Here is a 24,467-nt window from a genome sequence, read left to right as displayed (position 1 = left end):
GGATGAGTTCGTATAAATCAATGGAAGATGTAGATAAGCCGTATTTTAGGAGTGAAATATTTAAAGACCAAAGCACTTGGCTTATAGAACAACTCCCCCAGGCTCGGCAACGGGGCTGGCCCATGCCTGAGCAATTGCATTTATTGATCATCAACACACTTAATAAAGCCCAACCGCCGCGCTTAAGAAGTTGGTTGCCTCATGCTGGAAAAGCACCGCAGGTTCACTTCGAGCGGCTTTTAAATAAAGTGAAATTCTGGTCAGGAGCGTATTCAGCATTATGGACATACAACACATTACTCCTCGGTTACTGCGGGTCTTATTGGTGAATGCAATGGCCTTTGTCGTTTCGGGCTGTTCAATGGCGCAGACAGAAACTTTCACCGTCCAGGCTGAGTTGCCGGAAAATTTTACTGTCAACGGAACGGCTTATTACGAACCAGCACTTGGAGAGAGGTGTATGGCCCCTTCAGGAGAAGAGCGCCGAGGTCCAGGGCGGAAGTTTTTCAAAAGCGAGCAGCCCAAAACGGATCACCTGCTTGAGTTTAAGGTGCCGCTGACGGACACCGCCCATGGGTGTTCAATGGTATTACAAGATGTTGAGTTAGCTATCAGAGGGCAGTGGGGCAAACGTGATCTCGACATGGGGCTTGACTCTGCCGCTTTAGCGATCACCGATGAACTATTAGAAGGCGCTCCCTCTTTGTCCACTTCAGAACCTTTGGTCTTTCATGGCCAGTGCCAATGGTTTTTCCGCACGGTGGGTTCGAAGCGGTATATCAGGAAAATATTGCAGTGCCGGGCACTCGACACGAATGGCGTCGTGCAAAAAAGCCTGGCGGGCGGAGCGTTACAGCGCGACCAATTAGCGGGCAAGACTGTGAAATTGGTGCTCACGGAGGCGAAAGAAGAGCTGCCAGCAGTTGGTGATAATTGGGTTAAGTTTCCAACTGGTTGGAAGCGTTGTATGGGGAAAGGACTTGATGATTTGTACGGATTTTGCCGCGGAAACACTACGGACTTCAAACCTTTCAAAATGCCTGATGGACGGGATTGCACCGTCTATCCCAACTGCACCGAATAAGGACATCAAAGGATGAGTTCATATAAACCCATGGCAGATGTGGACAAGCCAGCTTTCAGCGGAAAAATGTTTGCCTGCCCATTAAAAGGTCACTGGTTTAGTTTCCAGTTGGTGGATGAGTTCGGTGATGGCAAACCCTATGCAGGTCTTGCCTACACCCTTCAAGACAGTGCGGAACAGCAGTATATGGGGGTGCTGGATGCCCAAGGTGTTGCCAAGATTGAAGACTGCTATCGCGGGCCCGCTGTACTCCGCGTTGACACTAACTATGACGGCGGCGAAGACTTGTATCGTTATTTGATGAGGCGTTTATCATATCCCCTCCCAATTACCGAACTTCAAGTCCGCGCCGAAAAAACCCGTTTTTTTCACAAAGACGGTTTCCCTGTCGACCACAATCCCGCGCAAAAAGCGGGCGATCAATTCATCCAGGTTGAGGTGCGGGACCTGGTTAAGCACAGCGCGCATTTACCTCCCCCGGTTGACCGCAAATACCCGCCGGATGACATCCTGGTCAGGGCGCTTGATGAGCTTCGGTATGGTCCGCAGCCATTATCCAGTACGGGCGTTGGGCTCCTGCCGAACCGGCACACACTGCTACAGGTGCGTCCACTGCGTGCGCTAAGACCCATGCTTTCTACCGATGAAGATTTCTGCGCGCTGAACCTGTATCAGCTTGCGATCATGGCGAATTTAAGCTATTCCGACTTCGGCCAGCACCCTGCCCAAAACCCTGTAGACGGGGTGAGTTTTCCACTGGACCCCAGCGTGGGTCATTTTTTTGGTGATGCTCTTTCAAGCTACCGGGAAAGTTGGAGGGTAGACCGTTCACAGTCGTCAGTTCACCGCTACTTCCCACTGTATGAAGATGTTCCGTACTCGAAGCGCTTTGAGATTTTGCCGTTCGACCCAACGTTGTATGAGCAAAACAAACCCAGCAGGGGTAAAAAGCAAGAGCACCCTTCCACGCTACACTTTTTTGATGACACGAATGAATATTGGTTTAGTGGTAAGAGCACGCAGGCCTTTATCACGCATCATGATGAGGTGATACTGATCGCTATCCGTGGAACACTGGAATTATCAGATTGGTGGCGTGATGCAGATGCGGCACAAGTTCCCTTCAGCGAGGGTAAAGGGAAAGTCCATAACGGCTTTTACGATGCCTATCAAGCCTTGAAAGAGTTTATTCAGGTTTATTTAGATCGATTTCACGTCGGACAAAAAATCATTATCAGTGGCCATAGCCTGGGTGGCGCAATTGCATTGCTGCTAGCTGAAGCTCTGCGCAACTCCACTGATAACGATTACAACATTCTCCTTTACACCTATGGATCGCCCCGCGTGGGTGATGCCACTTTCGTTGCGGCGGCCAAGCCACTGAAACATCACCGCATGGTCAACAACAACGACATGATTCCCGGTGTCCCCGCACCCTGGATGAACGCACGACGGTCCATCTGGATTCCTGGGCTTGTGGGGCTGTTTGTGACTAACCCGATTTTAGGCCTTTTGATCTTTGTGTCAGGTCTTGTTCGTGTGGGGGGTGCGCCTTATGAGCACCATGGCGAGTTACACCACTTCATGCCGGTGGATTTTAACGCCACGCAGAAGTCGTCGATTCTCTGGAATCCGGGTTGTGCCTCCGTAGAAGAAGCGGCCTGCACCCGGGCGCTCGCCAAAGACGGTGATCTGCCATTTCGTGGTGGTTTGATCGATCAGGCCATGAATTTAGGTGATCACAGCATACCGGGCTCTTATATCCCGTTCTCCTGGGCAACCTTGCGCCGCTGGCAACAAACTCAGGAAGCAAACGGGACGGTAGTCACCGACCGTGAATACAATTTGGTGGAGGCGGCATTAAGTACGATGCGCCTCAAGGTACAAGATAAGCGCAAGCAAGTAGTGGACACGCTGGGCTATCACAAACACGATCCCGAGTACCTGCAAACGGTGAGTGAATTGTCCGGTGAGTCAGGCAAGCTTGCTGATTCGCTGCAACGGCTCAAGGCACTCCGATTTCGTCGGCTCAAGCCTGCAGATGTCTACGGCAGTGCCGCGCAATCTCCCGACCTGCAAGCCGCTCTGCTTCGCTGGAAAGACCAGAGGGAGAACAACCTGCAGGTGCAGATTGCAATGATTCCCCAGCAAGATGACGGCTATTTGATGTTCGCCTCCCGCAGCGGTGCGCCCAAACCATTTGATATCGACTCTATGCTTTAGCGGGCGTGTCTGCTGGCTTGTGCGTGGATTACGCGCAAGTCAGTCACGTCTAGACAGGGCCAGTCGTTGAATCTTCACCTTGAACACTTACCTCGTGACCGTCCCCACCAGTGTGTTTTTGTCCGCTCACGATTAGAGTCTTGCGGTGAGCCCCGTCTCGTGGTCGACCGATTAATTCACCAGATTCCCCCATGAAGCACTCAAGCTCAGTCCCCGAATACCTCTATCCCTGTAGGCCATAAGTAAAAACCACTCAATCACCTAATCGACGGACTACACGAGAAACAGAATCCAGCGACAGACGCTCTTGCTGACAACTCTTCTTACTAATTACCCGCCATGCGAGGCGGGCCAATAAAAACAAGAAGAGGTGTCAGTCATGAGCGAATCTGTCGCAGTCAGTGCGGTGCGCGTTGCGGTGGTGCAATTCGATCCGCAAGTAGGCATTCACAACATCCAGAGCAATCTGCAAAACAGTCTGGACCTGGCCCGGGAGGCGGCCATGAACGGAGCGGATCTGATTGTGCTCCCGGAGCTGGCCAACACCGGCTATCTGTTTGCCAATCGCCAGGATGCCTTCGACCATGCCGAAACCATTCCAGACGGTCCCAGTGTCAAGGCGTGGATCAATTTTGCGCAAAAACACCAGGTCTATCTGGTGGCCGGTCTTGCCGAGCAGGACGCCATGCAGCTGTTCGATACGGCGGTGCTGCTCGGCCCGGACGGCTTTGTCGGCAAGTACCGCAAAGCGCATTTGTGGAACAAGGAAAAGCTCTGGTTCACCCCCGGCAACCTTGGCTTTCCGGTGTTTGAAACCTCCATCGGACGCATCGGCCTGCTGATTTGCTGGGATATCTGGTTTCCCGAAGTACCCCGTCTGCTGAGCCAGCAAGGCGCCGATATTATCTGCAGCCTGAATAACTGGGTCTGGACCCCACCGCCGCTGTTCGACGAGACGGGCAAGTGCATGGCTTCGTACCTGACGATGACCGCTGCCCACGTCAATAACGTGTTTATTGCCGCGGCCGACCGCATTGGCAAGGAACAGGATGCGCGCTACCTGGGCTGTTCGCTGATTGCCGGAACCAATGGCTGGCCCATCGGCAAAATTGCATCGGCCGACGAGCAGACCATTCTCTACGCTGACATCGACCTCTCGACCGCCCGCAGCGCACCGATCTGGAACAACCTGAACGACCTGCTGCGCGACCGTCGTACCGATGTGTATGACGAGCTGCTCGGCTATTGCCATCACCCGCGCTTGCCGCGTTGAGCGGGTGAACATCATGCAGATCTTTTCCGACAGAGAAACCCGCGGTCCCGCTGCCCGTTTTCTGATCCTGCTGGTCGGCACCGTGCTGGTGTTTGGCGCAGTAACGGCCTGGGTGGCCGTGACGTACTCCAGCGCTGGCACGGTGTATTGGCCCGCCTACAGCGACATGATGGCGAGTATGCCCTCCCCCCTGGCCTGGCTGCGCTGGGTGTTGGGCGATATCAGCGAAGTCGCGTTTTACAAACACGAGCTGGCCTCGCTGGGCTTGTTGCTGGGTGGCGCCCTGGGGTACTGGGCCAGTCGCTACGCCCAAACCTGGCAAGGGTTCAGCATCAGCTATGGCACCGGCTTGTGGCCGTGGCTGGTGAGCAGTTCATTGCTGGGGTTGTTGCTCAGCAATGCGCTGTGGGGCTGGACTCTGACGGCTGACACCTGGCAGCCCACCTTCGCCGCCTTTGTGTCTTTGCCGGCAGCGATGGTGCTGCTGTTTGGCGGCGGCTGGAAAGTCACCCTCAACGGAGCAATCCTCGGCGCCCTGCTCGTCACCCCATCGTGCCTGTTGATCGTCAACTACGTGTGCCTGCCCTTGGGCTTGCCCGTGGTCATCGGCAATGTGCTGGGCATGGCACTGGGGAGCGTGATTGCTTTTGGCCTGTGCCGGGCGCTGCCAGCGCTGGTGACACCCCGTCACGAGCAAAAACCGCCAACTGCGCCTGCACCGCCCGTCAAAACGCCGGACTACGGAGTGATCTGGATAGCACGCCGTGTGCTGGCTGATTTTTCAGAGGCGCCGTTTTATGGCAACGAGTGGGCCAGCCTGGGCATGTTAGCGGGGGTTTTACTGGCCTTCATCTTGAACCCGCTCAGTCCCGCCTATGGTTCCGGCGTGCTGCTGCAGATGGTTGCAGCGCAGGCGCTGACCTCGTTGGTGGGCGTCATTGTGTGGCGTGGCGAATGGCGAACACGTGGCTGGTATCCCACGTACGTGCCGCTGGTTTCCGTTGTGCCTGCGGCGGTGCTCACCTACGGCGCCAGCCCGATGGTGATGATTGCCAGCGCAGTGCTCGGCGCCTTGATCGCTCCGCCCCTGGCGTGCGCCATCGCCCGGCGGGTGCCCGGGTACATGCACCCCTATATCGGCAATGTCTTGTCGATGGCAATCAGCACCTTGCTGATCGTGCCGGTGATTGGCGCACTGGTTGCTGCTTAAATGACTGATTCACACAGACATTATCAGCCCCAGTGCAGAGGTCCCCCCTCAAACAGAATTCGACCGCTGCATCTGTGCGGTATCCTGTTATCACTAACTGTATTTTGTGTATTTTTTGCGCAACGACCAAAACTGTCAGCCCACGCATCTCCAATCTGCAGCGCAAAACTGGCATGGCACCACAATCTTGCCCGAGAGTGACCACTTGAAATTACCGCCACTGCTTCACATTTTCGGGATGTACTGGCTACTGCTGTTTTCATGCAGTTCGTTGGCCAATGACAGCACTCTTCAGTTACATGCACGACAACCCCTGAACGGACTGAAGTTTCAACTCGATGGGCCCACAAAAGCGTGGGCGCAAGAAAAACGCACCCTGATTGTCGGTGTACAAGAGGATAATTACCCGCCGTACCGAATCATCACGACCCGCAATGAGCTGGAAGGTATTGCCGCTGACTACTTGTCGGCCTTGGAGCGTGAGTTGTCGATGACCTTGACCCTGCGCCGCTTTGCTACAACCCAAGCGCTCTACGAGGCCTTGGGCAAAGGTCAGATCGACCTGGTGGCTGTCGCGACAGACGCTGATGCCAGGCACTATCAAGTGCAATTGAGCCCACCCTATGCCTTCACCGAGCTGGCTTTGTTTACCGAGGCCGGAGACCTGCGCGACTACGATATGCAGGCCAATGCAATGCAGATTTCCAGCGTCGATGCACAGCTTGTGGCGCTGTACAGGCAGGCTGGCGGTCAGGCAGCCATTACCCGCTACCGATCACGGCGCGACGCAATGTCAGCGGTCCTGAAAGGACAATCCCAAGCCTATCTGGGCGATACCTTCTCCACCCGTTACTTGTCAGCCCAATTATTCAGCAACCAACTGGTCGTCAATCAGAGCGCCCGGCTGCCAGAAATACCAGTGGGCTTTGCCTACAGCGCATCCAGCACACTGCTCGGATCCCTGCTCGATCAAGCGCTGGGCGGTCTCTCGCGATGCAATCTGGCAAGCGCCATGCACACCTGGGGTGACACCGAGGCATGCGACTTGAGCAGCTTTCATCAACGCCTCAGTGAGCCCGAGCAAGCCTGGCTCGACAAGGCAGGCGTTGTGAGACTCGTCGTCAGTGAGGATGTGGCCCCTTACAGTTTTTTTGACAACCAGGGTCGATTCAACGGTATTGCCTCAGAGCTTCTGGACATCGTAAGGCGTAAAACCGGCATGCGCTTTGAGATCAATCGTGTCAGTTCACTGAGCGATGCCCAGGACCTGCTGAGCCAAGGGAAGGCCGACCTTGGTGTCTTGTTCCAGGACAGTGCTAAAGCAGATGCTTATCTGTTCAGCCGGCCTTTCGTGACAGCGCCCTACCTGATCATCACTCGGCGAGAAGACCGTCAATTAACCTCACTGAGCACGCAGACGGTCGCCGTACTGGCAGTCGCAGAGCGCCAACTGTCACCCGAGTGGCTGCGCAACTACCCCAACCTGCGCGTGATAGAAACGGCCACAACGGCCGATGCACTTAACCAGGTGCGCGATGGCAAGGCAGATTTCTCACTGGTACCGGCCAACATGGCGCGCTACTACCTGTCCTACAAGTATGAGAAAACCCTCAAGGTCAACGGCCTGGTTAACTATCATGATGCGCAAATACTGTTTGCAGCGCCGTCGCAAGATCCGTTGTTGATGTCGATCCTCGACAAGGCGCTGGCTGAGATAAGCCCCGAACAGACCCTGCAGATCACCGGGCGCTGGCAGGCCAACGCCGCGACTGACGACAAGCATTGGGAGGGGCTGGCTTCGACCACATGGAAGACCCTGGGCGTACTGTGCACACTGCTCCTGGTGGCGGGACTGCTGATCATCGCTCAACGCCGGCGAATCATACGCAAACAGCTCGACTTGCATCAGCGCCAACTCATCCTGGACGAACTGAAGACCACCAAAGAGGCTGCCGAAAAGGCCAACCGCAGCAAGACCGTATTTCTGGCGACCATGAGCCATGAAATACGCACTCCTCTGAACGCCATTATCGGCATGCTGGAGCTGGTATTGACCCGCAAGGCCGATCCCTCGCTCAACACTCAGTCAGTGCATATCGCTTATGAGTCGGCCCACAACCTGCTGGGGCTGATTGGCGAGATCCTCGACATCTCCACAATCGAGTCAGGCAATCTGACCTTGCGCCCACAAATCACCTCGCTCAAGCAATTGATCGAATCAGTGGCCAATGTATTCGCAGGTCTGGCGCGCCAGAAACACCTCAGTATCCGCCTGGAGCTGGATCAAAGCGCTGAAGAGCGGTTATGGATCGATGAGCTGAAGTTCAAACAGATACTCTCCAACCTGTTGAGCAACGCCATCAAATTCACTGACAAAGGCGGCATCGTGATCAGTTGCCAAGGCCAATGCGTTGACGAACACACCGTGCAATTGCAACTGAGTGTCACTGACACCGGCAAAGGCATCGCTGCATCCCAAATCGACAAGGTGTTTACCCCTTTCTTTGAGCTCGACAGCGCCGTGAACAACCTCAACACCGGTGCCAGTCTCGGTTTGTCGATCAGCCAGGTGCTCAGTCAGTTGATGGGGGCCAGTCTGCGGGTCGAGAGCGAGCCGGGGGTGGGCACCTCAATGATTTTCAACGCCCGCTTCGAGCGTGTGAGCGCTGAAAGCACTCAGATCAGCGCGATCCAGAAACAGACACCCGCAGCCATAGACCTGCCACTGAACATATTGATAGTGGAAGACCACCTGCCGAGCCAGTACCTGCTTGAACAGCAAATCAGCTATCTGGGCCACCATGGGATCACTGCCAGCAACGGGCAGGAAGGCATTGCGCTGTGGCAAAAACACGCCATCGACATCGTGTTGACCGACTGCAACATGCCGCACACCAACGGCTATGAAATGACCCGTGCCATCCGGGAGCTTGAGTCCAGCCTGGGCATTGAGCCTTGCATGATCATCGGCATCAGCGCCGATGCGCAACGCGAAGCGCTCGAACAGTGCCTGGCGTGCGGCATGGACGAAGCACTCACCAAACCCGTCAGCCTAGGCGGGTTGAACCGGTTGATTCCCACTCTCAACCGCGGAGAAAACGAGCAGACTCCGACGCAACCCGACCGTGCAAAAGAGGTTCAGCTTGAAATAGCTGAACACGTTATCGCCAGCAACAATGAAGAGCTGCTGGCGCTGGACACGTCCCTTGGCCTGAACGACTTCGATGCACTGGCGCGCATTGCCCACAAGCTCAAAGGCACTGCCTATGTGCTCAACTCCCAGAGCTTGCTGATGCTGTGCGTCACACTTGAGGAGCTGACTGCCAGCCATGACAGGCCTGATCTCATACGTCAGGCCGTAAACGATCTGATCCAGGCGCTCAACGATATCAATGTGTCGCTGCAAACGGACTGATCAAGAACGCCTTCCCCGGGCAACTTCAAGCAGGTTACTGCGCAGTTTTGCCAGCGCCTGTTCAAGCAATCTGGCGCACTGAAGCACATGCTCTGGCACAACCTGCGAAACGCTGCAGGCCTGCTCCAGCATGTCGCAGTATCTGACAACTACCGAGTCGGCCACGAGCAGCGCTGCCCCCTTAATACGATGGGCCAGGCCTGAAAACGACGCCATTTCATCCCTTGCCAGCATTTCGCCAAGCTCTGCACTGTCTCTCTCGAAACTGTTCAGCGCCTCATGAATCAACACGGTGGTGGCCTCGTGAACACCGCCCGTCAACGTATGCAGACTCGCCGTGATGGATGCCTGATCGGCACACACTCCAGCTTGATTCTCTGAAGCAAAACCGTCGGCCAATGGGGCCTGCCAGCCCGATAAAAGCATCGACAAGGCTTTCAAGTTCAGGGGTTTGAACAAGCAGTCATTCATTCCTGCCCTCAGGCATCTGGCCTTCTCCTCTGGCTGGGCGTTGGCGGTCAAACCCACCACCCAACAAGCCCCCATTCCCCGCTGAACCTCATCCTGACGGATCTGTTGAGCCAAATCGTAGCCACTCATCAACGGCATGTTGCAGTCAGTGATAACCATATCGAAATGCCCGGCCCGCCAAAGCTGCAGCGCAACCACACCGTCCTCGGCAGCGCTTGCCGATTGCCCCAGAAACGTCAACTGCTGGACCAGAAGCAAACGATTCGGCGACTGGTCATCTACCACCAACACTTTCATCGCGCGCGATACCCCGAGGACTTGCTCTCGCGGCGTCACCACGGCAGTCACAGCCTCCAGTTTGTGAAATGACAACGATACTTCAAGTGTTGTGCCCTGCCCGATGACACTGCTGATTTCAAGTCTCCCCCCCATCAACTCGCACAATGAGCGCGAGATCGCCAGCCCAAGCCCCGTTCCACCTCTGCTGGGTACGCCGTGATCCGCTTGAGAGAAAGGCTGGAATAATCGCTGCAGATCGTGCGCGGCAATGCCAATACCGGTGTCTTCAACCGTCAGGCACACCTGCAGGCGCTCATCAACACTGTGCTCGGCACGAATCGATACGCGCACTTCTCCAGTGTCCGTGAACTTGATCGCATTTCCCAACAGGTTGGACAGCACTTGCTGAAAGCGCATGGGATCGACCAGCACATCACCGCCGACGCTGGCGTCGATTTCAAGTTTCAGGATCAGGTTTTTCTGTCTGGCCAGGCCTTCAAACACCCGCGCTACCGACTCGACCAGCTCCCGCAGATTGGCCCTTCTGGGCGAAAGGCTGACATGCCCTGACTCAATGCGTACCACATCCAGAATATCGCCGATCAGTTCAAGCATGCCCTTGGCAGAGGTGTAGGCCACCTCGATCGCCCCGCGATCAAAATCACCCTGATCGGCCCGCTTCAGTGCGAGTTCGAGCATGCCGATCACAGCGCTCATGGGGGTACGAATCTCATGGCTCATGGTCGTCAGGAAGGTGGTCTTGGCCCTGTTTGAGTTGTCCGCCTGCTGCTTGGCCGCACGCAATTGCTCAATAAGCTCACGACGCTCACTGATATCGATCCAGCCGCAAATAACCCCCTGGACATGCCCGCGGGTGTCATGAAATGGCTGAATCCAATGGTAAATAATCAGTGTCGAGTCACCCACATGCAGTGTGCGATCGACCTCGTATGGCTCACCCTGCTCGATGACCCGCATATAACCGGCATGGAACTGCATGGCCTCATCACGGTTGTGCTTGGCACTTTGAAGTGCCGTTTTGCCGATCACATCCTCACGGGTGACAGAAAATGTTTTCAGATAATGGGCATTGCAGGCCACCATTGCGCCGTGACGGTCACGGACATAGATCGGATGCGGGGTGCCGTTGATCAGCGCCTCCATGAACGTCAACTGATCACCGAGGGCCAATTGCGCCCGCTTGCGCTCGCGAATCTGGCGCCGGATGTAAATATTCCAGACCAGGGAGCAAAGAATGAACAGGAAGGCGACGCCAGCCATCTGGTAAATCAGGGTTTGGTAATCCCTCCATTTCATGACCTCAAACACGGCAACCGGCCGCCAGCGATTGAGCACACTGTTGATTTCATCCGGCGCGATACTCAGCAGCGCCTTGTCGATAATGGAGATCAGTTCGGTCTCGCCCCGCTGGGCTGCAAACGCCAATGCCCCGTACTCGCCCTGCAGAATATTGCTGATGCGCAACTTGCCTGGGTACAGATGCTGAATGTAGTAACGGGCTCCATGCAGCGTGGCAAACGTCGCATCTGCCCGACCATCCGCAACCATGGCCAGAGACTCGAGGATGGTGGCTGAATCGATGATTTCGATATCCGTGTACGCGCTCAGTACTGCGCGCTCGGCGGCCATGATCGGCACCGCCAGGCGCTTTCCACGCAGCGCATCGAGGCTCGAAGGCGCCTGCTCCACGTCAGGTGTGACAATCACGAACGAACTGAAAATAAATGCCCTGCTGAACCGAAGGCTGCTCTCACGCTCAGAGGTGTGCGCGGCCATGGTCAAATCCGCAGTGCCATCTGTCAGAGAGCTGAGCAGGTTGGCAAAACTGTCGGTGCGAACCGCCTCGAATCGCAGCCCGGTTCGCCTGTGGATCAACTCCAGCAGCTCTGAACTCATGCCACTGAACCGGCCCTGCGCATCAAAGAAGGCATACGGTGCCAAGTCATCATTCACCACATATCGCACAACCGGATGCTGCTCAATCCAGCGTTGCTCATGGGTAGAAAGCTCTATTGTTTGGGTCGACAGCATGGCTCCGCCACCGGACCAGCGCTTGACGATCTGGTGCAGGTTTTTTTTGTCGATGGCGTTGATCGCCCTGTCCAGGACAGCTTTCAGACGATCATTGCCACGCCGCAGGGCAAACCCGAAGCCAGCACTTGGCATATCGATAAAACGTTCGAGTTGCACATAGTTGAAATAGCTCAAGTTGATCAGATAGTGACTCGACAATCCGTCTCCCAGGTAACCGTCAAGATCGCCAAACGCCAGAGCAGCCAAGGCCAGGTCGCGGGAGCCGTAGGGAATAAACAGGGCATCGGGGTACTGCCTTGCCAATGAGTCGAGCGGCAAATAGCCCTCGGCTATGGCTATGCGCTTGCCCGCCAGGTTGGTTGGCAGCGGTTGCTGATTGTCGTTACGGACAAATAACCCGGGCTGATCCTGCACATAAGGGTTGCTGAGAAGTGCATGTGCGGCGCTGACCTCAAAACCGTTGGCGCTGCCCAGCATATCTATCTCGCCTTGCTCCAGTGCAGCCAGCGCATGGCCGCGATCAGCAAAGCGCTTAAGCTTGAGGTTGACGTGAAGGGTCTGCTCCAGAAAGCACGCTACGTCAGCAGTGATGCCTTCGAAATACGGAGAACTGGCCGTCATTTCAAAGGGCGGAAAATCCGGTTGGGCGACACCCAGGACCAGGGAACGCTTGTTCCTGAGCCACTGCCAGTCGTCATTCGAAAGTGCGACTTGCATGCTTGTGCACTGAGGGCGCACCAATAGCCGTAATGGACTATCGACGGTTGTTGCATGCAACAGATCAAATGGAAGAAGAAGCCACACGACGATTGCCACTATACGTCGAACTGCACAGGCCGGTGCTGCAACAAACCCCATGACAACGCCTCTGAATATCAACCAGGGTGCGATCACGACTGATCAAGGTTGTGCTGCAACCTGAACAACTCTACATCAGTGCGTATGCCCAGTTTTCTGTAAGCCGACTGTTTTTGCCCGCTGATGGTTTTCCTGCTGCGCATGAACTTGAGCGCAATCTGCGAAACCTGCAGGCCCTCCAGGCAGCAACGCAATACCTCGCGTTCTTTGGGAGAAAGCGCAACGTTGCTGACTAACAGGGTATCGCCAGGAGGATCATCGCCATTTGCGCTCGTACGCTCCTGACCGGAGACCGGCTTTTTATCGAGCTCAAAGGCCATCATCGAAGAGAGATAGAGCTGCCCCGAAGCCACGGTACGAATGGCCACAACCAGATCATCAACCGGTTGAGACTTGCCCAGAAACCCGTTGGCCCCTGCGCCGATAGCGAGATTGACAATGGCGGGTTTTTCAGACGAAGACGAAATGAGAATAAGCAGCTGCGGATGTTGCTTGCGCAGCATCCTGATCAGGTTCAAGCCATCCAGCTCGCCCTCGTGCAATTGATAGTCCAGCACCAACAAGTCGATCGTCAGCTCGCGCAAGGATGAAATCAACTCGGCGCTGGTGCTGAACACGCCAACCACCGCAATATCCGCCTCTCGACTCAGCCTCGAGTTCAAGGCCAGTCGAATAAGAGAATGGTCATCAAGCACGGCAACACGTAAAGGTGTGACAACAGACCATTGCATTGTTTGTCTCCGTCATAAGCAGTTGCAAATCATCAAATCAATGAGAAAATTCTGAATGATCTACCAGACGATGGATATAGGTCGTTGTCTCAAAACCACTCTGACTGGAACAGCCAGACACGTCACCCTGCGGGAAGTTTTGCCGTTGGCCATATCGCTGGATCGCCTGTAAAGGCCCAGTTCATCATGTGTGTCTCGCTCATCGGCCGGGCATACAAGTACCCTTGCCCAAGCTGACAGCCCAGCCTTTGAAGGCAGCGTAGCTGCTCAACGGTTTCAATCCCCTCGGCCACCACCTGCATGTTCAACGCTCGCGCCAGCTCCAGGACACCCCTGATCACCGCGACGGGGCGCGGGAGCTTGAAGTCCCGAATAAAACCGGCATCCAGTTTGACTTCATTGAACGGTAGCTGGCACAGACGCTCCAGCGACGAATAGCCGACACCGAAGTCATCAATCGACAAGTCGCACACCAGCATGCGCAGCCGCAGCATGTTGGTCAGGCACATCCCGGGGGCTTGCAACAGACCGGTTTCCGTCAGTTCAAACGTTACGCCTGCGGGCGATGCCCCGTGGGTGCGCAGCACGCGCTCTACCCGGTCTACGAAGTGCGGGCATGCCAACTGTGATGCATCCAGATTGAATGCAAGTTTGAACCCGTTACCACCCGACTGCATAAACTTCTGCAAGCGCAGCCCCTGCTCAAACACGCTGAAAAAGACCGGATCGAGCAATCCGAACTGTTCGACAGCGGGTAAAAATGACCCGGGCGACAACAGCTCACCTGGCGCCCGCTGCCATCTGAGCAGCACTTCGGCGCCCTGGACCAAGCCGCTGCTCAGATGGAACGTGGGCTGGAACCAGGCGCAGAACTCTTGCCGGTCAATACCGGCGCGTAGCTGCTGCTCACCCGGCTGGCACCCTGGACCACAGGCATGAGCAACACGGAGCCGGCTGGGCATGCAGTAAGCTTGTAACAAGGGGCCAAGCACCTCAGCCAGTGCCGGCCGGCCTGCATTACCCAGCCACTCCAGGCCTTGAAGCCTGACGATTTGCGCGACGGTCTGCACCAGCTCCTCGGGGAGTGCACTGCAGATAATGACCGCTTTGACCAGGCCCGCTTCACGGGCCTGGCTCAAAAACGTCAATCCATCCATTGCCAGGGTTTGCACATCGCATAACGCAATATCAACGCCACCCTGCTGATGCAGCAATGCGAGGGCGGCCTGACCGTCAGCCGCTTGCAAGACATCAACGCACCCCATCCCGCACAAGGTATTGACCGAAGCGGTACGCTGGACATCGTGATGCTCGAGCATCAGCAAACGCAATGAGTTCAAGGCATCGTTCCCGCTTGGCATGCACACGCTCAAGCCAGGCGCTGGGGAAAACACCGGTACAAATCAAGATCATTTTTCAGTCCCAGCTTTCGATAGGCTGCACGTTTCTGTGCGCTGATCGTTTTGACGCTTCGGGTGAAATCCGCTGCTATTTGGGTAACGGTCGCCCCGCCAGCGCACAAATGAAGGATATCTCGCTCCCGTGGCGTCAACATTGCCAAGCGAGCACGAACGGCAACGGCATGACCCGGGTGCGTACCGAACGGGTTAACGAGCGACGCTTGAACAATCAGCCTTGGGCAAAAATAAAGTTCTCCTTGAACCAGGCTGTGTATCGCTTTGACATAGTCACAAAGAGGTTGTGTCTTGCAAACAATACCGTGAGCGCCGGATGCCACGAGCATGACCGCTGTAGCCCAATCAGGCTGATCAAGCAAAACCAGGACTCTCAGCTCAGGCTGCTCGGTATTCAGAGCCTTGATCAGCGTCAACCTGTTGCTACCCGACGGCAAGTGCCCAATAAGCAGCAGGTCGAGTTCTTTCTCTCGAACATCCTGTATCGCGTTGGCGTAACTTGCGTAGGAGCCCACAACGGCGATGTCGGGCTGTTCGAGCAGGTGTAAATACAAACCATAACGGGCTATTTCATGGGCATCCAGCACGCCGATCCTGAGCGGATTTAACATTGGAAATCTCCATCTCCCATCGGCCAACCTGCCTTTCACAAAGACCAGAATGGCTAACAGAAGAACTTCAAAAGATGATGTTTATTGCCTTCAAGACGGCACTCAATACGTCCGCCCTTATGCGTTTCGGATGTTTGAAAACAGGGCGCGGCTCAAGATAACGAGTCTGTCGGTTAAAAAAACCAAGACTTGTCTCAAACCCATAAAAAACAGTGCACCCCAAAGGGCTGGGCCATTCGTGCCATTGCAAGTAACGGCAATAATCGCTTTGAGACAAATCTCAAAGACCCTGGCACAACAGCCCCCTAATATGGCTCCCGCAGTTCGCTGAAACACACTTACAACACAGGACACTTACATGAAAAAGTTTTATCTAGCCCTGCTCAGTCTGTCGGTTATCGCCGCTTCCGGCTCTGCTTTCGCTGCGCCTGTTAAAGGTGGCAGTGGCCAGATCAACTTCATGGGCATCATCAACAATGATGCCTGCTCCGTTGATGGCAGCACCGGTAAAGACAAAGTTATTTCGGTTGATATGGGCAACGTGTCAATCAAGGACATGGGCACGGATACAGCGCCGAATGCCGGGCGTATCAGTGCAAATGACTTCAACTTGAAGATCAACTGCAATGCCGGGACCAAAGTATCAATGGTTTTCAAACCAGGCCTGAACGGTGGTTCTGGTCTGGTTACCGGTAAAAAAGTGTTGAAACTGCAAGGTACAGATGCGGCCAAAGGGGTGGGTATTGCGCTTCTTGACAGTGATGGCGCTGTCATCGACCTGACCTCCGATACCGAGGCCATGGTTGCAACCGGCCTGAGTGGTGGTGAAGCCGCAGGTGGTGATGGCACCTTGTCATTCGCTGCAGCCTACGTCACCACGGGTGAAGCGTCAGCAGCCGTTGCAGGTACAGGCAACGCGACACTTCCATTTGTACTTCAGTACGAATAGCCCTGACTGAAGGGGGAGGCCCTCGGGCCTCTTCTCCCTGGGTTTCAGCATGTTTTGGTGAATCATATGATGCGACGTTCAATCCCTGTTTTTCTAAGTTTGATAAGTCTGTTTGTCACCCCTCACGTGTGTGCAAGCATATCCCTGAGTGCTACCCGGGTTATATTTGACGGCTCACGCAAAGAAGCCAATATCACGGTACGCAACGGAAGCCAGACTGTATTGGTGCAGTCATGGATTGACAGCGATCAGGGGGATAACACATCGCTGCCCTTTGCCATTACCCCTCCCCTCGCCCGAGTGGTTGCCAATCAACAGCAATTGCTGCGCATTCTTTACGAAGGCAGCGGCATGCCATCCGACAAAGAATCTGTCGTGTGGCTAAACGTTCAGGAGATCCCGCAAACCAGTCTTTCCGAGGCCAACATACTGCAATTAGCAGTGCGCCAACGGGTCAAAGTTTTTTTTCGACCCCCTGACTTGCCAGGTGAAGCTGCCCAGGCGCCTGCGCAACTAAAATGGAAATTGCAAAAAGAAGGTGGGCAAACGCTATTAACCGTCAATAACCCGGGCAATTACCATGTGTCATTGGCCGACCTTGAGGTGGGCAAGACGGATAAAGCAGAACGCGTTATCAGCGCAACCATGATCGCACCCGGTGAGCACAGAACATTCACCTTAAAAGTCCCTCTCCAGTCTGTGTCGTCACCCTTGAGCTTTGCAAGTATCAATGATTATGGTGCATTGCAAAAGTTTGAAGTCACCCTGAATTTTCAAGAGATGAGTTCGGCAACGCCAGCAGAAGTCAAAGAACAACAATAAACAACCTGCCCACACGGTCATTTACCCGAGCTTTATTATTTGCACACTTCATGACTGCGTCAGTCTGACTGACGACATAGGCTATCCATATGTTTTTCTCCAATAATCATACGCATGATAGTTGCGCAGAAAAACGCGCCCGAATATTCACCACCGAGACACTGGCACTCACCGATCTACCTCGGTGCCTGTTCCTAACTATCACACTGTCGAGCATGGCCTGGGGCGAAGAGCAGGCACATCAGCCCGAAGAGCATTTCAACAGCGCATTTCTTCAAGGCGCAACATCGGTGGATCTACACACCCTGCTCAGCACAAACCGCGTATTACCAGGCAACTACCGGGTCGACCTCTACAGCAACGAAGTGCTCGTGGGGCGCAGAGATATCGAGTTCGCGCCCAACGCGCTCAACGGCAAGGTCGAGCCATGCATGACGGTTGATCTGATTCAGCAATTGGGCGTTGATGTGCAAAAGCTGCACGACCAGAAGTTGCTCGATCCCGAGTTGCCGAACACCTGTCATGACCTCTCATCCATGATTGACCAGGCGACATGGCGATTCGACTCCAGCCGCCTGCGCCTGTATTTCAGCGTGCCGCAATTGGCAATGGCGCGGGGCATGCGCGGCTTTGTGGATCCCGAGCTATGGGACGAAGGCGTTCCAGCCGGGTTTATCAACTATCAGTTCAGCAGCAACCGCAACACCAACCCATACAGCACACAGGTTTCCACCAACCTGAGTATGCGCAATGGCCTCAACCTGGGGCCGTGGCGGCTGCGCAACGAGTCGAACTTCAGCACCAGCACCGGCCATGCAAATACGTTTGAAAGCAATCGCAGCTATGTGCAACGTGACGTCACCGCACTCAAAGGGCAGTTCAGCGCCGGCGAGATCCTCTCCGATACTGAACTGTTCAACAGCGTGCGCTATCGCGGGGTAAAACTGGCCTCGGATGACGGGATGCGCGCCGACAGCGAACGGGGTTATGCGCCGATCATTCGCGGTGTCGCCGATTCCAACGCGGTGGTCGAGATTCGCCAGGACAACTACATCCTGTACACCACCACCGTAGCGCCCGGTCCGTTCGAGATCAGCGATATCTACCCCACGGGGTCCAACGGCGATCTCGAGGTCGTGATTATCGAAGCCGACGGCCGTCGCAAAGTGAGCAAACAGGCTTTTTCCGCCCTGCCCACGATGGTTCGCGAAGGGCAGTTCAAATACAGTGTGTCTGCTGGCCAGTACGCGAGCAACGCCGTGGGCGTCGCATCGCCCTCCTTTGTCAGCAGCACCGCCGCCTATGGTTTGAACAGTAACCTGACGGGGATTGCGGGCCTGCAAGCCAGCGAAAACTTTCAGACGTTTTCGGTTGGAGCCGCGAAAAACACCGTGCTTGGCGCGGTTTCGTTTGACCTCACCCAGTCATCCAGTCGCGCCAAAGGCAAAACCACCAAGGGCAACAGCGTGCGAGCGCTTTATGCAAAGACCTTCACCGGAACCGACACCAGCTTCACCCTGGCCGCCTATCGCTACTCCACAGAGGGCTATCGCAGCTTCAGCGATCACGTTGAAGACATCAGTGAGGGCGTCAGATCGCGCAGTGGCAGCTCAAAAACCCGCACCGACCTGACGGTCAACCAGACACTCGGGGGTACACGGCAATATGGTTCGCTTTATATCAACGGCACCGACCAGCGCTACTGGAACCGTGGTGGCTCACGCACTTTCTCGGCGGGTTACAGCAACAACTGGGGCGAACTCAACTACAACGTGAGCGCCAGCAAGAGTCTGGATATCGATGAGCGCGGTTTGTCGCACACCGATACCCAGGTCAACCTCTCACTCTCTTTCCCCCTGGGCTCTCGCCCCCGGTCGCCCCGGGCCTTTGTGTCAACCACCCGTGAGCGCAACGGCAACAGCTCACAATTGGGGATCAGTGGTTATCTCTCGGACAGCAGTGATTCGTTTTACTCCATCCAGGCCGGCGACAGCACTCAGGGTGGCCAATCCGGCTCGCTCAGTGTGAACACCCGGACATCGATAGCCGATATCGGCGTCGGCTACAGCAAGGGCCAAGGCTTTGACTCCCAGAACCTGAACATCTCCGGCTCGGTGGTCGCCCATGGCGGCGGGGTCAACCTTGGCCAAACCGTCGGTGAAACCTTCGCCCTGGTCGAAGTGGCGGGCATATCCGGCGTCGAGATCAGCACTCACTCAGGGGTCACTACCGGCAACAACGGTTACGCCGTCATTCCCAACGCCCAGCCGTATCGCGTGAACTGGCTGAGCCTGGATACCCGCAACCTGGGTGGGGACGTTGAACTGGATAACGCCACCCAGCAACTGGTGCCGCGCCGTGGCGCGGTGGTCGTGGCACGCTTCGAAGGCCGCAAGGGTCGGCGGATTCAGTTTGAACTGGCCGATGCCAATAACCGGCCGATCCCGTTCGGTGCCTCGCTGGAAGACGCCAAGGGCGTGCAACTGGCGATTTCCGACCCTACGGGCAAAGCACTCGCCATGGTCGAGGACGACAGCGCCACGCTGACCATCAAATGGCAAGGCAAGCAATGCCTGGCCACTTACGCACTGGCGCCAAATCCAGAAAAGGTCAACTACGAACGCTATACGCTTATTTGCTTGCCCGACACCGAGGGGCGTTGATTATCAAGTCACTGCTCTCGGCATATAAGCCCCCTAGGCAAAGTAGCCGAACTAAAAAAGGCACTCTTATGTACAACACAACAATAAAGCGCATAAAGCACTTGCCGTTACTGGCCCTGCTTTTACTTTTCAGACACACAGACTCGTTCGCTGAATGTTATTTTAATTACGGAAGACATCCTACCACTCCGGCTGAAGTTCTGCTAAAAGGACCGGGCGTTATCAGCATGCCAGCCGACCTTGAAAACACTGGTACAGTGTATGAAGGTTCTTATATAGCACGCGAAACCAACGATCTTACGTGTTACGGCACTGCTACGCCCATCGGGCTTTTTCCAAATCCTTTGTTAGGGCCGGCGCCTTCGAGCGGGTCTTTATTCCCGATTAAAGATAGCGGTCTTGCACTGCAGATATTCGACTCCTATACAGAACCCCAATACACAATCAATGTGTTTGGCGACAGAACCGTGTACAGGACAAACTCATGGGGCGCTTACGGGACAAGATTCATTTACAGATTTGTAAAAATCGGCACCATCAAGCACGGCACGTCTATCGGCCCTTTCACGGTCGGGACGATCAATTATGGAACATTGGTCACTCACAACGTGACCATGACCGGCAGCCTGATCATCTCCGCGTCGTCCTGCAAAACCCCCGATGTGTCGGTGAATATGGGCGATTACGTGGCCAGTGAAGTCACGAACAGTCGCGGCCATACCCACCCCGTAAACTTCAATATTGCCCTCAATGAATGCCCCCAAGGCATCAATAGGGTGACCTACTCGCTGCAAGCCAACACCCCCGTTATCGACAGAGAAAGTGGCCTGGTTTCCCTGGACGGCGCCTCCGGCGCAAAAGGCGTCGGGCTACGCATAATGGATGGCGATGGAGTGCCACTGGCTCTGGACAAGGTGCATGTCTTCGACGCTTATGATGAGCGAGGCGGCGACTTCAAAATCCCGCTGCGCGCCGCCTATATACGCCTTGATGATCATGAATTGGGGTTTGGCACGGCCAATACATCCATGACGTTTACGATCAATTATTTATAACTCGCATCCTGCTATTTTATCTAACAACCCGGGGACTACTGTGCAACGCAGACAATCAAATATTCACGCAAACACAACAACAAACATCTTGCCAGGCACAACACAAAAAATTCATGTAGAACACGTGCCGTTACTGGCCCTGCTATTGCTCTTCACGCACACAGACTCATTCGCTGACTGTCGTTTCAATAACGGAAAACATCCCCTCACGCCGTCTGAAGTTCTGCTGAAAGGGCCGGGCGTTATCAGCATGCCAGCCGACCTTGAAAACGACCGTACTGTTTATGGAAGTTCTTATCTGGCGCGCGAAACCAACACAGTTACCTGTTCCGGCATTACGCCCATTGGCCTGGTTCTAAATCCTGCGCTAGGGCCGGCGCCGGCGAGCGGTTCTATATTCCCGATAAAAGACAGCGGCCTTGCACTGCAGATGTTCGGCACCTATGCCGAGCCCAAATACACCATCAATGTGTTTGGCGAAAGAACCATCGGCAATACAAACGTAGCACCTGTTTACGGGATCAGGTTCATTTACAGATTTGTAAAAATCGGCACCATCAAGCACGGCACAGTTATTGGCCCGTTCACAGTCGGGGTGATCAAGTATGGAACATTAATCAGTCACAACGTGACCATGACCGGTAGCCTGATCATCTCCGCGTCGTCCTGCAAAACCCCCGATGTGTCGGTGAACATGGGCGATTACGTGGCCAGTGAGGTCACGGGCAGTCGAGGCCATACCCAGCCCGTAAACTTCGATATTGCCCTCAATGAATGCCCCGACGGTATCAACAGGGTGACCTATTCGCTGCAAGCCAACACACCGGTTATAGACGGGGAAAATGGCCTGGTTTCTCTGGACGGCGCCTCCGGCGCAAAAGGCGTCGGGCTACGCATAATGGATGGCGATGGAGCGCCGCTGGCTCTGGACAAGGTGCATGTCTTCGACGCTTATGATGAGCGAGGCGGCGACTTCAAAATCCCTCTGAGCGCCGCCTATATACGCCTCGATGATCAAGAATTGGGGTTTGGCACGGCCAATACGTCCATGACCTTTACCATGAGTTATTTATAATCACGGGCGAACAGGCCTTCAGCATGAACAACAAAGGGCTGAATAATCCCCACCACAGAGAGCAGCCCATGGTTCTACCACCCCCCCTATTCAGACACGCGACCCCACAGGACGCGGAGCGCTGCTATCAGATCGAAATTTCAGCCTATGAAGGCGATGAAGCCGCCACTCTGGAAAAGATTCGTACACGGATCGCCCAGTATCCCCAGGGGTTTCTGATCCTTGAGCAGGCCAGCCAGGTGGTGGGTTTCATCAATAGCGGCTGTGCCCACGACGTGGTCATGTCGGATGAGGCCTTCAAGGAACTGATCGGGCACGACCCAGCGGCGCCCAATGTGGTGATCATGTCCGTGGTGGTGTCCCCTGAACACCAGGGCAAGGGCTTTTCAACGCTGCTGATGCACGAGTTTGTCGAGCAGATGCGCAGCCTCGGGAAAAAAACCATCCACCTGATGTGCAAAGAACAGCACGTCGGGCTCTACACCCGGCTGGGTTATCAGTACGTTCAGCCATCCCCCTCCGAACATGGCGGCATGGCCTGGCATGAGATGGTCATGGCTGTCTGAGTGTCTGTGCGAGCGCCCAAGGCGCTCGTGATACCCGCAAAAAACACTTCACTGCACACGCTTCAGAAAAGGCGTTGTGTTGCCGTGAAAACAAATGTTATGTTGCTAACACAAAGCAAACAAATGACATACCAATAACAACCACAGTGTCGGCGCGCTCTTATGTCCTTGGAAAAAAACAGCTTTCTTCAGTTGCTGGAACAAGAGTTCTCCAACCTGACACCCACCGGCAAGCGTATTGCCAGTTACTTGTTGGGCAATCCGCAACAGTTGCCCTTCGAGTCCGCTGACAGCATTGCGCAGCAAACCTCTACCACGGGTATTTCCGTGGGCCGTTTCCTGCGTTCCCTGGGTTATCAGAACCTGGATGAGGTCAAGCAGAGCCTGCGCGGTGAAGCCCCTACCTCGTGGTTGATCACCGACCGTATCGGCGCCTTCCGCGCCGAAAACAGCTGCGATGATGCGCTGGACCGTTCCCTGCATCGCGAAATCGAGGCCATCCAGCAGGTCTATGAACTGGCCCGCAGCGAAACCTTTGCCCGGATCGTGCAACGCATTCACGAAGCCGATGCGGTGTTTATCCTCGGCATCCAGTCCACCCGCGGCATCCTGACTGCTTTTCACAGTCACCTTGAGTACATCCGCCCCAAGGTCTACTACGTTGACGGCCTGTCGGGCATCTACGCCGAAACCCTGAACTCCGGTTTCGCCAATCCGTACGCGATCATTGCCGACTTCCGGGCGTACTCCAGCGTGACCCAGACCTTCTGCGACGCGGCCAGCGACAACGATTTGCCCCTGGCCCTGATCACCGACCTGCAATGCCCCTGGGCCCGGGATTACCCGCTGGACCTGCTGCAGATCAAGACCGACGTCGGGCAGTTCTGGGATTCCCCGGCTCCCCTGGCATGCCTGCTGAACCTGATGGTGTCGGCCGTGGCAGAAAAATACGGCGAGCATCTGGATGTACGCCTGGCAAAAAATCGTCAGTTGCAAAAAGCCTTCGGCCAGTTCGAAGGCTGAGCCGATCGCCTCAAACAAATCACAAATGGAGTGTTTGTGTGAACCAATGCGTTGCCAACCCAAGCCCGCTCGTTGAAATCGATGTCGAGCAGTACCAGGTGCAGATCGAAATGATCTACGCCACTGCCGACAACCTGGCCGGCAAAATCATCTACCCGACGGCCCGTTGCCAGTTGCACCGCGATGCAGCCGTCTGTTTGCGCAAGGCCAGCCAGCTGGCGAATCTGGCGAGCTACAGCCTGCTCATCTATGACGCCTATCGCCCGCCCTATGCCCAATTTTTGCTATGGGAGGCATTGCCCAACGGCGACTACGTGCGCGATCCGCATCTGGGCTCTCACCACAGTCGCGGTGTTGCCGTGGACCTGACCCTTGTGGACGACAACGGCCAGCCGCTGGACATGGGCACCGCGTTCGACGCGATGGAAGACAAGTCCCACCAGTTCTACCCCGACCTGCCGGTCAATGTGCAGCGCAATCGCCTGCTGTTACTGGGCATCATGCTGGGCGCGGGCTTCCAGGCGATCCCTACGGAGTGGTGGCATTTCGAGCTGCCCAACGCAGACGATTACCCCTTGCTCCACGAGTAATCCGGCCACGAAACCATAGAGTTTCGATGCCAGTGACACCGCTTTACGACAACAACAAAAACGTTTCAAACATGCTTCATCTGCTACTGCCCGGTTATA

18 protein-coding genes are annotated in these 24,467 nt (G+C 55.3%); 14 read left to right on the top strand and 4 right to left on the bottom strand.

Annotation, left to right across the window (positions count from 1 at the left end):
- Positions 1–2 precede the first annotated feature (2 nt).
- From AACY07_RS09580 to AACY07_RS09555, 6 genes are all read left to right on the top strand, one after another.
- A complete protein-coding gene (locus AACY07_RS09580; protein WP_339474565.1) occupies positions 3–329 on the top strand; it encodes a hypothetical protein in 327 nt (108 codons plus the stop codon).
- A 5-nt stretch (positions 330–334) separates the two neighbouring features.
- Positions 335–1,084 (top strand): hypothetical protein, encoded by a 750-nt coding sequence (locus AACY07_RS09575; RefSeq protein ID WP_339474563.1) that lies wholly within the window; start codon positions 335–337, stop codon positions 1,082–1,084.
- A gap of 12 nt (positions 1,085–1,096) precedes the next feature.
- Positions 1,097–3,307, top strand: coding sequence for a lipase family protein (locus tag AACY07_RS09570; RefSeq protein WP_339474561.1), 2,211 nt, complete (start codon positions 1,097–1,099; stop codon positions 3,305–3,307).
- A 379-nt stretch (positions 3,308–3,686) separates the two neighbouring features.
- Complete coding sequence (locus AACY07_RS09565) at positions 3,687–4,580, top strand: nitrilase family protein (protein WP_339474560.1); 894 nt, start codon at positions 3,687–3,689, stop codon at positions 4,578–4,580.
- Between the two features lie 13 nt (positions 4,581–4,593).
- A complete protein-coding gene (locus AACY07_RS09560) occupies positions 4,594–5,790 on the top strand; it encodes a hypothetical protein (RefSeq protein WP_339474559.1) in 1,197 nt (398 codons plus the stop codon).
- 205 nt (positions 5,791–5,995) lie between these two features.
- Positions 5,996–9,205: a transporter substrate-binding domain-containing protein gene (locus tag AACY07_RS09555; RefSeq protein ID WP_339474558.1), complete on the top strand. Its 3,210-nt coding sequence runs from the start codon at positions 5,996–5,998 to the stop codon at positions 9,203–9,205.
- On the opposite strand, the gene AACY07_RS09550 is transcribed toward AACY07_RS09555, so the two are convergent.
- The 4 genes from AACY07_RS09550 to AACY07_RS09535 all read right to left on the bottom strand — a co-directional run bounded on the left by AACY07_RS09550 (position 9,206) and on the right by AACY07_RS09535 (position 15,625).
- Positions 9,206–12,727, bottom strand: a complete 3,522-nt coding sequence (locus AACY07_RS09550) for a transporter substrate-binding domain-containing protein (RefSeq protein ID WP_339474557.1) — start codon at positions 12,725–12,727, stop codon at positions 9,206–9,208.
- A gap of 173 nt (positions 12,728–12,900) precedes the next feature.
- The gene (locus AACY07_RS09545; protein ID WP_339474556.1) at positions 12,901–13,599 is read right to left on the bottom strand and encodes a response regulator transcription factor; all 699 of its coding nucleotides are present in this window, start codon (positions 13,597–13,599) and stop codon (positions 12,901–12,903) included.
- Between the two features lie 122 nt (positions 13,600–13,721).
- Positions 13,722–14,960: an EAL domain-containing response regulator gene (locus tag AACY07_RS09540; protein WP_339474555.1), complete on the bottom strand. Its 1,239-nt coding sequence runs from the start codon at positions 14,958–14,960 to the stop codon at positions 13,722–13,724.
- Between the two features lie 8 nt (positions 14,961–14,968).
- Entirely contained in the window at positions 14,969–15,625 is a 657-nt protein-coding gene (locus AACY07_RS09535; protein ID WP_339474554.1) for a response regulator transcription factor, read from the bottom strand.
- A 358-nt stretch (positions 15,626–15,983) separates the two neighbouring features.
- Here AACY07_RS09535 and AACY07_RS09530 point away from each other — a divergent pair, with 358 nt between their 5' ends.
- From AACY07_RS09530 to ddpX, 8 genes are all read left to right on the top strand, one after another.
- Positions 15,984–16,574 carry a fimbrial protein gene (locus tag AACY07_RS09530; RefSeq protein ID WP_339474552.1) on the top strand — a complete coding sequence of 197 codons (591 nt, stop codon included), beginning with the start codon at positions 15,984–15,986 and terminating at the stop codon, positions 16,572–16,574.
- A gap of 66 nt (positions 16,575–16,640) precedes the next feature.
- Positions 16,641–17,396: a fimbrial biogenesis chaperone gene (locus tag AACY07_RS09525; RefSeq protein ID WP_339474551.1), complete on the top strand. Its 756-nt coding sequence runs from the start codon at positions 16,641–16,643 to the stop codon at positions 17,394–17,396.
- A gap of 215 nt (positions 17,397–17,611) precedes the next feature.
- Positions 17,612–20,059, top strand: coding sequence for a fimbria/pilus outer membrane usher protein (locus AACY07_RS09520; RefSeq protein WP_339474549.1), 2,448 nt, complete (start codon positions 17,612–17,614; stop codon positions 20,057–20,059).
- A gap of 227 nt (positions 20,060–20,286) precedes the next feature.
- Positions 20,287–21,114, top strand: coding sequence for a fimbrial protein (locus tag AACY07_RS09515; protein WP_339474547.1), 828 nt, complete (start codon positions 20,287–20,289; stop codon positions 21,112–21,114).
- A 40-nt stretch (positions 21,115–21,154) separates the two neighbouring features.
- A complete protein-coding gene (locus AACY07_RS09510) occupies positions 21,155–22,189 on the top strand; it encodes a fimbrial protein (RefSeq protein WP_339474545.1) in 1,035 nt (344 codons plus the stop codon).
- A gap of 68 nt (positions 22,190–22,257) precedes the next feature.
- Positions 22,258–22,755, top strand: coding sequence for a GNAT family N-acetyltransferase (locus tag AACY07_RS09505; RefSeq protein ID WP_133076824.1), 498 nt, complete (start codon positions 22,258–22,260; stop codon positions 22,753–22,755).
- Between the two features lie 162 nt (positions 22,756–22,917).
- Positions 22,918–23,778 (top strand): MurR/RpiR family transcriptional regulator, encoded by an 861-nt coding sequence (locus tag AACY07_RS09500; protein ID WP_133076825.1) that lies wholly within the window; start codon positions 22,918–22,920, stop codon positions 23,776–23,778.
- 38 nt (positions 23,779–23,816) lie between these two features.
- A complete protein-coding gene (ddpX, locus tag AACY07_RS09495) occupies positions 23,817–24,368 on the top strand; it encodes a D-alanyl-D-alanine dipeptidase (protein WP_339474543.1) in 552 nt (183 codons plus the stop codon).
- Positions 24,369–24,467 lie beyond the last annotated feature (99 nt).

It is taken from the genome of Pseudomonas sp. RL_5y_Pfl2_69 (assembly GCF_963970465.1).
Taxonomy (GTDB): Bacteria; Pseudomonadota; Gammaproteobacteria; order Pseudomonadales; family Pseudomonadaceae; genus Aquipseudomonas.
The sequence above is the reverse complement of the archived record's forward strand: the minus strand, read 5'-3'. Positions and strand labels throughout refer to the sequence as shown.